Here is a 13,639-nt window from a genome sequence, read left to right on the forward strand (position 1 = left end):
AATGGAATCTCAATCATTGAATCATAATCGGCTCCTTGACGAAATTCTTCATCAAGCTGAAAAACTATCAACCTCTGATTCCCGTGACCGCATCGTCGAGAAGCTCTACCAGAATAGCAGCCAATTGGTGCAGGCTGGAGTTACTTACACGAAAAATAAGCATGCTCAGCGCACAGAAAAATTAGATGCCATTTTTACTTCCCCATTCCTTGGTTTCCCGATTATGTTAGTGATGCTCGGGGTGGTCTTTTATTTAACAATTGCCGGGGCCAATGTTCCATCTGCCAAGCTGGCTGAATTTTTTGGATGGATAGAAGGTTATGTCACCTTGTTTTTTGAAATGATCCATGCCCCTGAATGGCTTCATGGTGTACTTGTCCTAGGGTTCTATCGTGGCACAACATGGGTAATCAGTGTCATGCTCCCGCCGATGGCAATTTTTTTCCCGACATTTGCCCTCCTAGAAAACTATGGCTATCTCCCACGAGTTGCCTTCAATATGGACCGACTTTTTAAATCTGTTGGCGCTCATGGAAAGCAATCGCTGACAATGGCAATGGGTTTTGGGTGTAATGCAGCTGCGATGTTGTCAACGAGGATCATCGAATCGCCACGGGAAAGAATGCTGGCGATTCTAACGAATAATTTTGTACCTTGCAACGGAAGATGGGGCACACTGATTGTCCTTGCTTCATTGTTCATGGCTTCAGGCTTCACGGGCGGAATGGCGATGGTCGTGACCACTTCGGTCATCGTGGGAATTGTATTGTTTGGAATCATCGTGACATTCTTCGTATCATGGGTCCTTTCAAAAACAATGCTAAAAGGAGTTCCGACACATTATACACTGGAACTGCCTCCATATCGTAAACCGAAAATATTCGATACCGTGATCAGGGCTTCTCTTACAAAATCGCTTTCCGTGTTAAATAGGGCTGTAAAAGTCGCCGCACCCGCCGCCGTGCTGACATGGGTCTTCGCCAACATCGATATAGGCGGCACTAGCATCCTCCTGCACATCGTTCACTTTTTGGATCCCTTGGGACAAATACTGGGGCTGGATGGATATATCCTGATGGCTTTCTTGATTGGCTTGCCAGCAAATGAAATCGTGCTCCCCGTCCTGTTGATGGGATATTTATCAACAGGCGAATTGATTGATGTGGAAGGAATCGGGGATTTGAAGCAAATCTTCCTTGACCATGGCTGGACCTGGCTGACAGCTCTCAATATGATGTTGTTTTCACTCCTGCATTATCCTTGCGGAACCACATTGATCAATATTTATAAAGAGACCAAAAGCAAGAAATGGACCTTTATGGCATTCGCGATACCGACTGTCATCGCTTTACTCGTAACCTTTGTCATCGCGCAACTGGCAAATTTCTTTGGATGGGTGTAAAAATAAGCATAAGGGCCTGCTAAGTGGGTTGGTCCTTATGCTTATTCATTTTCCCTCGGCAGAATGGGTTTTGGGGTATAGGATAAAATAGTGAGACAAGGAGTGAAGCGAATGTCCAAAGATGCTTTGTCAAAATGGATAAAGTTTGGCGGCTACATAGTTACTGCATTGTTTGCTGGTCTATTGATCCCAGGCTTCTTCACTGGTGAAACAGATTTAATGAGCGAGCTTTACGAGAAGGTTGGATCAATAGCCGAAATAGGAGCAATCGCAGCCTTTGCACTCTGGCTGGCCAGAATCTTATTCCTGCAATTAAAAAAACGGAAAGTTGGATTTCTGAAGTGGGTCCAGTTAGCCTTCAAGCTTTTAAGAGAGCATCATACACTCATTGGCTGGGCTGCTTTTTCAGGAGCGCTTGCGCATGGCTCTTATTTTTTCCTGCAAACAAATGAAGAATGGGAAAGCATCTACAGCGGATTAGCGACATTGATTGGGTTTGCTTTCCTTGTAACCTTTGGCTTGATCCTGGACAAGTGGGCCAAGGGGAAGAAGTATCTCGCGTATAAAAAAATCCACCAGGCATTCGCAATTGTGTTTGGGATTGCATTAGGTGCTCATCTCCTGTTCGGTTAAGGTCTAAAAAAAAGACTCCAGAAATGTCCGGAGTCTTACTCTTCTACCGTGAACTGTCCCATCATCCCGGAGTCCTCATGCTCTAGGATATGGCAGTGATACATGAAAAGTCCTTTGTGATCAAATGTCGCTATCACCCTCACTTTTTCACCCGGTGAAACCAGAATTGTATCCTTCCAGCCGCGTTCGTTTGGCGGCGGGGGATTGCCGTCCCTGTCTAAAATTAGGAACTGGGTGCCGTGGCCGTGGAATGGGTGGGCCATGCCCATATTATTGCCCATCATGCCCATGCCTTCATTGGTGATTTCCCAAATCTCGGTATCATGAAGCTTGAGCTGCTCATCAATGCGGTCCATGTCCATTTGTTTGCCATTGATCGTGACGTTTCGGCCCATCCCAGACATCACAAACTCTCTGGTGTTCGCGGCCATCGATTCGTCCACTTCAGGGATGTCTGCCAATTGCGAAGGAATCTCTTTTGGTCCCTTTTCCTCACCGGTGACGATAAATTTCATGAATGGCATCCCCTGGTCTGTCAGTTCGATGGTTTCTCCCTCTTTATATTTCGAAAAATCGACAATCAACTCTGCCCGCTCAGCTGAACTTAAAATGAGGCTGCTCAGCTTTACAGGCTCTTCCATCAGACCGCCATCTGTTCCAATCTGGTAAAATTCCTGTCCATTGCTTAAAGCAAATTGATAGATCCGTGCATTCGAGCCATTCAGCAGCCTGAATCGAACCTTGCCCTTTGGCACTTCGACATAAGGATTGATGGCGCCATTGACCATAATCGTGTCGCCCTGAAGCCCCATCATCACATCATGCATGCCCAGGTCATATTTAAACTGACCGTTTTCATCGAGCTGCTTGTCCTGGACAATCAGCGGGATATCGTTCACGCCATATTCGTCAGGGAGATTGAGCTTCTCACTTTCTTCATCATCGATTAAAAATAAACCCGCAAGCCCCTTGTACACATGTTCACCGGTTTTATGGAGCAGGTGGGGGTGGTACCATAATGTGGCGGCATTTTGTTCAATTTTAAACTGGGGATTCCATGTAGTGCCTGGCTGGATTCCGTTATGTGGCCCGCCATCATCCTCGCCATCCACTTCGAGCCCATGCCAGTGAAGAGTTGTCGCTTCATCAAGCTCATTTTTCACTTTAATGGAAACATCGTCGCCCTTTTTGACTCGAATCACCGGCCCTAAATAATCGCCATTGTACCCAAAGGTGTCAGTGGACCTTCCTTTTAGAAATTCCATCGATCCTTTTTGCGATACAAGAGTGAATTCTGCTTTGTCCGGGTCAGGATTTTCGTCTTCAAGGATTGGCGGGATCGGCAGTGGCTTTTCTTCCCCTGAAAAAGAGTTATTTTTCATATCTTCAACAGCATCGGAACCGCCGCCCATCATGCCGCCATTACCCATGCCGCCGCCATTCATCATCCCGCCTCCCTGGCCAGGCATGTTTCCGCCAGCGCCACCGCTCATCATCCTCATGAAAAACCAACCGCCGCCAATGACCAAAACAATAAGAATGATTGCTGCTATGGCAACCTTTTTCATTTTTGCGCCTCCCTTTGATGTCATTTTATACACATTGTTTTATTTCATCCGTAATACCTCATACTGTATTTTATAAACACTTTTTTTAATTAAGCAACCGATAGACACCTTATCAGCAAAATATGCATTTTTGTGTAGTAGTCCGAACCAATAGGGAATGAAGGTGATCAGGAACAGACACAGACATCTGTTCAGTTTATGGATAAAAACACCTAATGAGGGAGAAAGCTAAAAGATGATGAAATCCTATTATTAAGGGTGTTTATATGCCTCTTCCAATTTATCTTTCAATGGCAATCATAGTGATTCTTTATTTATTTTTCATGGAGAAACCGCTGAACTTTCTACAGAATGCCACTATATATATGGTCATTGTGTTTTTGGCGACACTGTTCATCACAATCGTGCGGATGGAACTTCATTTAATGGAGAAGTCCAGCGGTCATCTGGATTACATTTCATTTCTGCTTTATCGCAACCTGTTGCTGCCTGTGGTTGTCATGATTTTTATCAATCATTACTTACAGCGAATATCGGGTGAAAACAAAGTTTTTCTTTTTTTCTTCATTTTATTTATCTTGGTTGGTCTGGATTGGCTGAACGACTATCTAAGGATCATTATATTTACCCGCTGGAACCTTTTTTACAGTGGTATTGTTAATGCCTTATACTTGTTGATTGCCCTTGGAGTCTTGAAGATGCTGCTGAATATCAATGTCCAGGAGAGCAATAAAGATGAAAATTTATGAGGATGCTTTTAACCAGAATGAGTGGTTCATCATTGGCAGCCTCATTGCGCTGCATGGCGCCCTTTGGTTTGCGCCGAAGCTTTTCAATAAGCTGGAAACGATCGCCTACTACTTTTTTGGGGTTAATGTTGTCTTATTTTTCGATCATACCATCAGTGTGAAGCCGTGGGATTTTTATGATGTGAATGATCGTTCTGCCTTTCAGTTCATGGATTTCCTTAGTTATATAACATATGGGCCATACAGTTATTTCTTTATTTACTTTTATGAAAAATACAAGATTTCCGGTGTTAAAGTGATTTTATATGTGTTGATCTGGTCGGCATTTTCAATGCTGATGGAATGGGTTGGTGTCCAGATTGGCATGATGCATTATGACAAAGGATATAAAATGTACTGGTCTTTCCCCATTTATCTTTTTGTCCAAAGCCTGCTGCTGGCTTTTTATCACCTTGTTAAAAAGAATCGGAACTGAGGGGGGTACTGTCATATTCTTTAAAAATTTCATATAATTAGGAAGGAGTTCATATAAAGGAGAAATATTTAGATGATTAAGACAAGTTTCATGCGTTTGACCCGACTCCTTGTCCAATACATAATAGGTGTGTTCATTTTTATTGTCATCGGCAGTCTGCCAATCCTCCTGAGGGATTTGACCTACGATACAGAAGGTTATTTTAAAGGCATAAAGGACCTCGCCATTAAGGTTTTTACATTGACCGGCCTGACGTACGATGGCCAGCATGACATGCTGCCGGCGGTGATGGGCCGCTTTTCCTATTCGATGACCACATTGGGCATGGCCCTGATCGCGGCTGCAGCGGCGGCGTTCCTGCTGTCCTATTTGCTCGTTCTCTTTTTTGAAAAGCAAAAAGACTATATTTTAAGTTTTATAGAAATCATCCGGTCCGTTCCTGATGTGCTGTGGATGTTCCTGCTGCAGGCAGGGGTGATTTGGATTTTTAAGACCTTCGGTGTGAAGTTCGTCCAGACGACTTCACTTGGAAGTGAGCATCAGGCTGTCCTGCTGCCGCTGATCAGCTTAAGCCTGCCAATTTTTTTGTTTTTGACGCAGGTTATCGTCCTTAAAATCTTTGAAGAGCTGGATCAGCAGTACATCTTGCTGGCAAAAGCGAAAGGCCTGTCCTATTTTTATATGCTGAATGTCCATGTGATTCGCAATATCAGCCAGGACCTGCAGGGGCATTTCAAGACGATTGTCTGGATGATGCTCTCGACGCTTGTCATGGTCGAATACATATTTAACCTGGACGGGTTGATGCTGTTCAATATCAAGCATATATCCGTCGAGCTATTCGTGTTTAGCTGCATTCTATTTTTTACACCGTTCTTCCTGATTTACAGACTAATAGATTTTAGAAGGTTAACACTATGAGCAAATTGCTGAAAACGAAGAAATTCATATTTGGAGTCTCCTTTTTGTCGATCATTCTGGTTCTGAGCATTTTGAACACGGTTTTGAACGATGGGAAAATCAGGCAGGTCCAGTTTGTTTACAATGAAGATGGGACCCTGGAAAAGGCACCTCCGTATCCACCATTGGATGTTTTTCTTTTGGGATCGGACATGTATGGCTATGACATGCTGCATACGGTCATTGAAGGGGCGAAATACTCGATCGGCATCGTCTTGATTGTCGCTTTTTTACGAATGCTCCTTTCGATTGTGCTCAGTTATTTTCTTTTCCGGGTGCCAGAGCGGATCTTCAATCTGCTAAAAGCGATCGCCGAGCCTTTGTCGTTTTTTCCGCAGACGCTGATTGCCTACTTCCTGCTGGCCACTGTCGTCATGTATACAATCAACGGCTTCCATCACCCTTTGTGGGTCAGGGTGGTCTATGAGTTCATCATTTTGGTCGTGATCGCGCTGCCATCCTTGACCGTCCAGCTGATCGAACAAAAACGCAGCGTTTGGAGGGAAGAATTCATTGAATCGGCGATTACGCTTGGAGGAAGCAAGCGCCATATCTACTTCAAGCACATCCTGCCGCAGTTGTACGAAGAATGGATTTTGATGTTCAGCCAGCAGTTTTTACAGGTGCTGACGCTGCTCGTGCATCTTGGCGTCATGCTCGTCCTCTTCGGAGGGACAATCATGGGCGAAGGTCCGCCTTCATCCGTCACACATGAGTGGTCAGGATTAATTGGCCTGAACAAAAGATTCATGCTAGCTTACGAATGGATTGTCTATGTGCCGATCCTGTTTTTCGCTTTGACCGCCCTGAGTGTGGCAATGATCAACAAAGCCTTGAGCGATTTTTTCAGTCATAAGGACATGGTGAGGAAGAACAAGGGGGCATAACACTTTTGTACTATAAAAATACCCCGTTTGATGCATAGTCAGCACCCAAAGCATTTGTCATAATAGTGTTCAACGAAACTCTTTATGAGTTTGGCCCATTCATTGGCTAGTGGCACCCCCATTCGGCCAGTGAGTGGGTTTTATTTGTATTATAGAATCTCCCGTTATAAAATTAATTAACTGAAAATTCTAAAATAAGAGGGGGTGAAAAGCGTGAAACAAAAAAGGGAGAGATATGCAAAGCTGTTTATGAATTCAGTTACACTGATAGGCTGGATGCTCATCCTTTCTTCCTTTATAAAATTGGAGTATCCTGGCGAACCGGTTGTTTTAGCACTTTTATTTATCTTTTTACTGATTAGCGAGTACTACCCGATGCCGGTGTGGCGAGGGCATACGGCCATTACTTTCCCGGTCGTTTATGTGTTGTTTTTACTGTATGGCTTTTCCTACACAGCACTAGCCTATGCAGGGGCCGTCCTGATCGTCAATCTCCTGCACAGAAGGCCGCTCCGGACGGTATTGTTCAATCCGGCCCAGCTTGTACTCAGTTTTTATGGGGCTTCAGCCATGCTGCCGGTTGTGGAATCCCTCCTGGAAAAACTGGCACTGGAGCCGATTTTCCAGGGCATCCTTAGCTACTTTTTCCTGCTTGCTGTGTATGTCATCCTCAATAACCTGATTGTGGACCTTGTATTGCTTATCAGGCCACAGCCTTATTCCTTTCAGTTTTGGAAGCAAAAATCGCTTACGGAACTGAATAGTGCCGCAATTTCCCTGGTTTATGGAATCACCCTGTATGTTGTCGGCAGCCAGAATCGCGGGGAGATCGATGTATTTGCTTATTTCTTCTTCTTTTCACCGCTTGTCGGGATTTCGCTTTTAAGTGCGACGATTGCCAGGCTGAAAAGAGAGAAGAATCGGCTGAAACTGCTTTTTTCGATCACATCAGAGCTGAACCAAATGCTTCCTTCCCAGGACTGGCTTTTAGCATTGAAGGGAAGCTTCAATGAACTGATTGGCGCGGAGGCAAGTATATTATGGATCAAAAAGGAAGGGGATTGGGAGCTGAGTTTCAAGGATGGGAGGACACGTTCAGAATGCAGCCTGCTTCCTGACTCATTTACTGAATTTGAGGGGATGCGCCGCCCGGTGATTTACAATGACCGAAAGAAGGATGGCGGTGTTGCTGCTTCTTGCTTTGAAGAAGATGTGAAGGCATTCGTTTACTCGCCGCTGGTCATCGAGAACGAGACGATTGGGATGTTCATTGTCGCCCGCAGCCGGACCAAAAGCTTTGAGGACCATGATGTCCAATCGATTGCGACACTCTCCAACCAGCTTGCGGTCATCATCAAAACGCGGATGCTTTTTACCGAAAAGGAAAAGCGGATTGTCCTCGAGGAACGGAACCGGATTGCCCGTGATATCCATGATGGTGTCGCCCAGACGCTTGCCGGAGCAGTGATGAAGCTGGAGACCGCCGGAAAGAAGTTCAACAAAAATCCGGAAGAGACGCGGAAGCTTGTCGATGAAAGTGTAATTGGCCTCAGGGAAAGCCTGAAGGAGGTCCGCGAGTCGATTTATGCATTGCGGCCATATCCGACGCAGAAAGCAACGCTGGCGGAAGCAATTCTGCGGAAAATCGAAGCGGTCCAGAAGGAATACGGGCAGGCAATCCAATTTGAAATCAGAGGGCAGGAGCAGGATCTCAGCCCGATGGTTGAAAAGGTCCTGTTCGATACCTTCCAGGAAAGCCTTCACAATGCCATCAAGCATTCACAGGCAACAAAGGTAGAAGTTCTCTTAAGCTATCAATCCGAGCATATCCTTTTGAAAATCAAGGATGATGGAAAAGGGTTCTCGCTGTTTCAGGCGATGCTGAAGGCCAGGAACCAGCCGCATTTCGGCATCCTGCAAATGAACGATGCTGCTGAAAAAATCAACGCTTCCTTGCAAATTGACAGCAAGGAAGGCACAGGGACGGAAGTAAGCATCACCGTTCCAAAAATGGGAATCGAGGGGGAAAGCAACCATGATCAGGCTCATGCTAGTGGATGACCATGCCGTACTGCGCGACGGGCTGCGCAATATCCTGTCTGTTGAAGAAGATATCGAAGTCGTCGGGGAAGCCATCTCTGGAGACGAAGCCCTTTTACAGGTGGAAAAATGCAAGCCGGACATGATCCTTATGGACATCAACATGCCGGCAAAAAATGGAGTGGAAGTGACAGGGATCCTGAAAAAGAAATATCCACATATCAAAATCCTTGTGTTGACGATGCATAGCCATGAAGAATATTTTATGTCGGCGATCCGTGAAGGAGCGGACGGTTATTTATTGAAGGATGCGCCATCCGACCAGGTCGTAGAAGCAATCCGGACCGTGGCCCGAGGTGAATCCGTCATCCATCCTTCGATGACGAGGAAGCTTCTCGCCTTCCACCAGCAAAAACAGACCGAGCAGGAGGACAGTACGCTGACGGAAAGGGAGAAAGAGGTGTTGCTATGTCTAGTGGAAGGACTAAGCAATAAGGAAATTGCCGACCGCCTGTTCATCAGCGACAAAACGGTTAAAATCCATGTCAGCAAAATCTTTAAGAAGCTAAATGTCAAAAGCCGCTCGCAAGTCGTCATCCATGCCGTCCAGCATCAGCTCGTACCAATCCCGCCGACATCGAGCGGATTATAAAGAGAGTCCTCATAAGGAGGGCTCTCTTTCTTTTGGATACTACTTTGGTAGTATCCCAGATTAGTACGGAGGTTATTATTTTTTAAACCCAAAGCAGAATGGTTTTTATGTAAATATTGTGGGAATATTAAGAAAAATAGCGAAGGAGCTGAAAAACTGAATGAAGTGGAAAGCTGCATTTTTTTCATGTATTCTCATGGCTGCGACCATTTTCGCAACGATCGCCCCTGGAACATCGACAAAGGCGATTGAGCCTGCAAAAGCGGTGGTAGATGCCGAGTTGGCGAAGTCACTTTTATCAGCGGTGGGTCCGGTGGAAGCGATTGTTACGTTTAAAAGTGATGAAGGGGTGCTGCCGGGACAGGTAAAGCTTCTTGAAGAAATCGGCATCACCAAGGGTTTGACATTGAAAAGCCTGCCAATCGCAGGTGTATTGGCGACGAAAACGCAAATCGACAGGTTGGCAGAGAGCGACCAGGTGGTTTCGATTTATCTGAATAAGAAACTTTCATACGAGAATGCCGAAGCGACCGACCTAACTGGCGTGGACCAGGTTCGGACAGATGACAGTATGAGAAAGCTGAACGGCGGATTGCCGGTAACAGGCAAAGGAATCGGTGTCGTCATCAATGACAGCGGCGTCGATGGTACCCACAGGGATCTTGAGTTTGGCAGCCATCTGGTACAGAATGTGCTGGGTTCGACAAATCTGAATGCGCTTAGCGCCCTGCTGCCTGTCTCCTATGTGGAGAATGTACCGAATACCGATTCCAGCTCAGGACACGGTACACATGTTGCTGGGATTGTCGGTGGAACTGGCGAAATGTCCGGCGGCAAATATGAAGGTGTTGCACCGGGGGCGAACCTGATTGGCTATGGATCCGGAGCTGCGGTCGCAATGCTTGATACAATCGGCGGCTTTGATTATGCCCTGACCCATCAACAGCAATACAATATTCGCGTCATCACCAATTCATGGGGAGACACAGGTGACGCCGGCACTGACTTTGATCCATATAATCCTATTAATATCGCAACCAAGAAACTGTACGACCGCGGAATCGTGACCGTATTCTCCGCAGGGAATTCCGGGCCGGACGCTAAGACCATTTCCGGCAATTATAAGAAGGCACCATGGGTAGTGACTGTTGCTGCCGGGGATAAATCCGGAAAGCTTGCGGACTTTTCATCACGCGGAGAAGCAGGCCGCGGAGGAAATGTCACAGTCGACGGTCAGACATGGAACTGGGTAGATCAGCCGACAGTGACATCACCAGGCGTCGACATCATTTCAACGAGAGTCATCAGCCCGCTTGTGTTGCTCGGAGCCACATCTGATGCTGAGTTTATCGAGCCAGCCTATCTGCCTTATTACACCACAATGAGCGGAACATCAATGGCAGCACCGCATGTCGCTGGCATCATTGCCTTGATGCTGGATGCAAATCCGCTGCTGTCGCCTTCAGAGGTAAAATCAATCCTTGAAAAAACCGCCACAGCCATGCCAGATTATGAAGCCTGGGAAGTTGGCGCCGGCTATGTGAACGCTTATAAAGCGGTGGATGCAGCTTTTAAAATGAAAAAGTGATGATTTGTTGATCTCCCTTGCCCCGGCAAGGGAGATTTTTATTATTGCACTGTCAACCTAAATTTAGAAGAAGACATCAGCACTACTCCATCTACAAATTTTGTACGATGCCAAAATAGATATTCCGGAAATGAAGTTTATAACCTTTGAAGAATAGTTATCCGGCTTTGATTTCATGATAATTAAGTTAGGAATATTCAAAATTTTATAGAGTGAGAGGAGAATATGATGAAACGCTTTATGTATCTGTTGTTGGCTTTTTTGCTTTTTATTCCGTTTTTTGCCGTTCCCCAGGGGAAGGCGAGCAGTCTTGCGGTAATTGACCCGCTTGTCACCAAGGCACTTGACACGGCTAGTTCGCTGCAAGTCATCGTCACTTTCAAGGGGGACAGCGCTCCGACAAGCTCTCAGTTATCCTTGTTAAAAACGCTCGGAATTGAAACGGGAGTTAGTATGAAGTCCCTGCCGATTGCAGGAGTCATTGCGACAAAAGCACAAATCGAGAAACTGGCTGCAAATCCTGAAGTGCAATCCATTTACATGAACAAGAAACTCTCTTACTTCAACGCAGATGCCACAGCGATCACCGGCGTCGATAAAGCGAGGACCGACGACGGCTTCCGCAAGGCGAATGGCGGACTGCCGGTTACAGGCAAGGGTGTCGGCGTTGTCGTGAATGACAGTGGTGTTGACGGTACGCATAAGGATCACGAGTTTGGTAAAAATCTAGTCCAGAACGTAATGGCCCAGACGAATCTGAATGCACTGGCTCCTGGTCTGCTGCCAATCAGCTACCAGGAAAACGTCCCGAACACTGACACGAACTCCGGACATGGTACACATGTTGCCGGAACGGTTGGCGGAACGGGTGCAATGTCCGGCGGCAAATACGAAGGAGCCGCACCGGGTGCCGACCTGATCGGCTATGGCTCAGGAGCAGCATTATTTGTCCTTGATGGAATCGGCGGCTTTGACTACGCGATCACCCATCAATCGCAATACAATATCCGTGTCATTACGAATTCATGGGGTTCATCAGGTGATTTTGATCCCAATGATCCAATCAATATTGCCAGTAAAAAAGCACATGACCGCGGGATCACAGTCCTTTTTGCGGCGGGGAATGAAGGACCAGGGGAAAACACTCATAACCCATACGCAAAAGCTCCATGGGTCATTTCAGTGGCAGCCGGAGTGAAAGATGGTACGCTGGCTGATTTTTCTTCAAGAGGAACAAAGGGTGTCGGCGGTACTTTTACAATGGATGGAAAGGAATGGACATGGAAGGATGAACCGACTGTGACCGCACCAGGAGTGGATATCATTTCGACCCGTGTCCTCGCGCCGGTATCCAGCCTGTCTGCCGACCAGGATGCGCAAACAATTGAGACAGCGTACTTGCCTTATTACACAACGATGAGCGGAACATCGATGGCGACCCCGCATGTTGCCGGGATCGTCGCTTTGATGCTCGAAGCGAACCCGCAATTATCACCGGGTGAAATCAAATCGATTCTTGAACTGACAGCTACGAATATGTCAGGCTATGAAACATGGGAAGTCGGCGCAGGCTATGTGAATGCCTATGCAGCAATCGATCAGGCATTTAATGGTACTGCATATGGTGCTACACTAAATTCAACCCAGACATTCTACAGCAATGTTGAATCATCTACAGAACGCAAGGAGTTTTCGGTTGATTACAACCCGTTGACATTCCTTTCTGATAATCAATATGAATTCACTGTCGGCGAAGGCATGTCCAGCATTGTGGCAAAGGTAGACGGAGCGGGCATCATGGAACAAACGGGCAATCCGATCAACCTTGTGCTGATTGCACCGGACGGCACGGAATACAGCTCAGGTGTTAGCCTGCTGTTCCCGCTTTACTATGACCGCACCGTATCGGTCACATCGCCTGTACCTGGTGCATGGAAGGCTGAAGTCCGCGGGCTTCGCGGGGCAGATGCCAATCCGCTGGGCTTGGCTCTGCCTGAAACGGTAAAAGGAGAGATGGCGTTCACGAAGGTCAGCGGCTTCTCTGGATTGAATGATATTGCCGGACACCCAGCAGCTGAAGCGATTAAAATGGGAGTTAGCGAGCGTTTATTCGATGGATTTTCAAATGGGGCTTTCAAACCTGATGCACTTTTAACAAGAGCTGAACTGGCAAAATACCTGGTGATGGGGGCAGAAATCAAGCAATCACTCCCAGCAGCGCCAAGTTTCTCGGATGTTTCAAGCTCAGACCTTCCATTCATTGAAGCAGCAACTGCAAAAGGAGCCTCCTTCCGCGACCAGCAGCAGATCCAGAACGGAGTCATTCTTCCTAAAGCAACAGGCAAATTTGTGCCAAAAGATGGCGTGACTCGCGCCGAATTGGCATACTCGCTCGTCCAGGCATTAGGACTGCAAAAAGAAGCCGAAGAATTCGACGGCCAGCTGACCGTCCAGTATAACGATGAAAGAATCGCGATCTCAGATGCAGCAGAAGTACCAGAACATCTGAGAGGCTATGTACAGATAGCGCTAGACCTGAATATCCTCAATGCTAAATTCGCTGTAACACAAGGACCGTATGACCTGAAACCAAAGGTAACAGTAAGCTTCAGCCCAAATGTAAAAAACACACGCGGCGACTTTGCAGTTGCGATGACACGGTACTATAATGCATTTTTAAAGTAA

11 protein-coding genes are annotated in these 13,639 nt (G+C 46.5%); 10 read left to right on the forward strand and 1 reads right to left on the reverse strand.

The annotated features are described in order from the left end of the window. Position 1: 1 nt before the first annotated feature. Both J7E38_RS07750 and J7E38_RS07755 read left to right on the forward strand, forming a co-directional pair. Complete coding sequence (locus tag J7E38_RS07750; RefSeq protein WP_214706303.1) at positions 2-1,402, forward strand: nucleoside recognition domain-containing protein; 1,401 nt, start codon at positions 2-4, stop codon at positions 1,400-1,402. A 111-nt stretch (positions 1,403-1,513) separates the two neighbouring features. Then, a complete protein-coding gene (locus J7E38_RS07755; RefSeq protein WP_214706305.1) occupies positions 1,514-2,035 on the forward strand; it encodes a hypothetical protein in 522 nt (173 codons plus the stop codon). Between the two features lie 35 nt (positions 2,036-2,070). Here J7E38_RS07755 and J7E38_RS07760 read toward each other — a convergent pair whose 3' ends face one another. Then, positions 2,071-3,603 carry a multicopper oxidase family protein gene (locus tag J7E38_RS07760; RefSeq protein ID WP_214706307.1) on the reverse strand — a complete coding sequence of 511 codons (1,533 nt, stop codon included), beginning with the start codon at positions 3,601-3,603 and terminating at the stop codon, positions 2,071-2,073. Positions 3,604-3,869: 266 nt separating this feature from the next. Here J7E38_RS07760 and J7E38_RS07765 point away from each other — a divergent pair, with 266 nt between their 5' ends. From J7E38_RS07765 to J7E38_RS07800, 8 genes are all read left to right on the forward strand, one after another. Further along, complete coding sequence (locus J7E38_RS07765) at positions 3,870-4,352, forward strand: hypothetical protein (RefSeq protein ID WP_214706309.1); 483 nt, start codon at positions 3,870-3,872, stop codon at positions 4,350-4,352. Further along, on the forward strand, positions 4,339-4,827 hold the full coding sequence (locus J7E38_RS07770) for a hypothetical protein (protein WP_214706311.1): 489 nt from the start codon (positions 4,339-4,341) through the stop codon (positions 4,825-4,827). The genes J7E38_RS07765 and J7E38_RS07770 overlap by 14 nt, the downstream gene beginning before the upstream one ends. 72 nt (positions 4,828-4,899) lie before the next feature. Then, positions 4,900-5,748: an ABC transporter permease subunit gene (locus J7E38_RS07775; protein ID WP_214706313.1), complete on the forward strand. Its 849-nt coding sequence runs from the start codon at positions 4,900-4,902 to the stop codon at positions 5,746-5,748. Next, a complete protein-coding gene (locus J7E38_RS07780) occupies positions 5,745-6,674 on the forward strand; it encodes a hypothetical protein (protein WP_214706315.1) in 930 nt (309 codons plus the stop codon). The genes J7E38_RS07775 and J7E38_RS07780 overlap by 4 nt, the downstream gene beginning before the upstream one ends. A 213-nt stretch (positions 6,675-6,887) precedes the next feature. Continuing rightward, positions 6,888-8,735: a GAF domain-containing sensor histidine kinase gene (locus J7E38_RS07785; protein ID WP_214706317.1), complete on the forward strand. Its 1,848-nt coding sequence runs from the start codon at positions 6,888-6,890 to the stop codon at positions 8,733-8,735. Then, the gene (locus J7E38_RS07790) at positions 8,710-9,366 is read left to right on the forward strand and encodes a response regulator (RefSeq protein ID WP_214706318.1); all 657 of its coding nucleotides are present in this window, start codon (positions 8,710-8,712) and stop codon (positions 9,364-9,366) included. The genes J7E38_RS07785 and J7E38_RS07790 overlap by 26 nt, the downstream gene beginning before the upstream one ends. Positions 9,367-9,526: 160 nt before the next feature. Beyond that, positions 9,527-10,954: a S8 family serine peptidase gene (locus tag J7E38_RS07795; protein WP_214706319.1), complete on the forward strand. Its 1,428-nt coding sequence runs from the start codon at positions 9,527-9,529 to the stop codon at positions 10,952-10,954. A gap of 228 nt (positions 10,955-11,182) precedes the next feature. Then, positions 11,183-13,639, forward strand: a complete 2,457-nt coding sequence (locus J7E38_RS07800) for a S8 family serine peptidase (RefSeq protein ID WP_215038303.1) — start codon at positions 11,183-11,185, stop codon at positions 13,637-13,639.

Origin of the sequence: Bacillus sp. ISL-35 (assembly GCF_018613355.1) — a bacterium.
GTDB lineage: Bacteria > Bacillota > Bacilli > Bacillales > Cytobacillaceae > Mesobacillus.

What these genes read in the sequence shown, in the direction of transcription:
- J7E38_RS07765 (WP_214706309.1), top strand. Translation starts at nt 3,870, where the DNA reads ATGCCTCTTCCAATTTATCTTTCAATGGCAATCATAGTGATTCTTTAT.
- J7E38_RS07770 (WP_214706311.1), top strand. Translation starts at nt 4,339, where the DNA reads ATGAAAATTTATGAGGATGCTTTTAACCAGAATGAGTGGTTCATCATT.
- J7E38_RS07750 (WP_214706303.1), top strand. Translation starts at nt 2, where the DNA reads ATGGAATCTCAATCATTGAATCATAATCGGCTCCTTGACGAAATTCTT.
- J7E38_RS07780 (WP_214706315.1), top strand. Translation starts at nt 5,745, where the DNA reads ATGAGCAAATTGCTGAAAACGAAGAAATTCATATTTGGAGTCTCCTTT.
- J7E38_RS07800 (WP_215038303.1), top strand. Translation starts at nt 11,183, where the DNA reads ATGAAACGCTTTATGTATCTGTTGTTGGCTTTTTTGCTTTTTATTCCG.
- J7E38_RS07790 (WP_214706318.1), top strand. Translation starts at nt 8,710, where the DNA reads ATGATCAGGCTCATGCTAGTGGATGACCATGCCGTACTGCGCGACGGG.
- J7E38_RS07795 (WP_214706319.1), top strand. Translation starts at nt 9,527, where the DNA reads ATGAAGTGGAAAGCTGCATTTTTTTCATGTATTCTCATGGCTGCGACC.
- J7E38_RS07755 (WP_214706305.1), top strand. Translation starts at nt 1,514, where the DNA reads ATGTCCAAAGATGCTTTGTCAAAATGGATAAAGTTTGGCGGCTACATA.
- J7E38_RS07775 (WP_214706313.1), top strand. Translation starts at nt 4,900, where the DNA reads ATGATTAAGACAAGTTTCATGCGTTTGACCCGACTCCTTGTCCAATAC.
- J7E38_RS07760 (WP_214706307.1), bottom strand. Translation starts at nt 3,603, where the DNA reads ATGAAAAAGGTTGCCATAGCAGCAATCATTCTTATTGTTTTGGTCATT.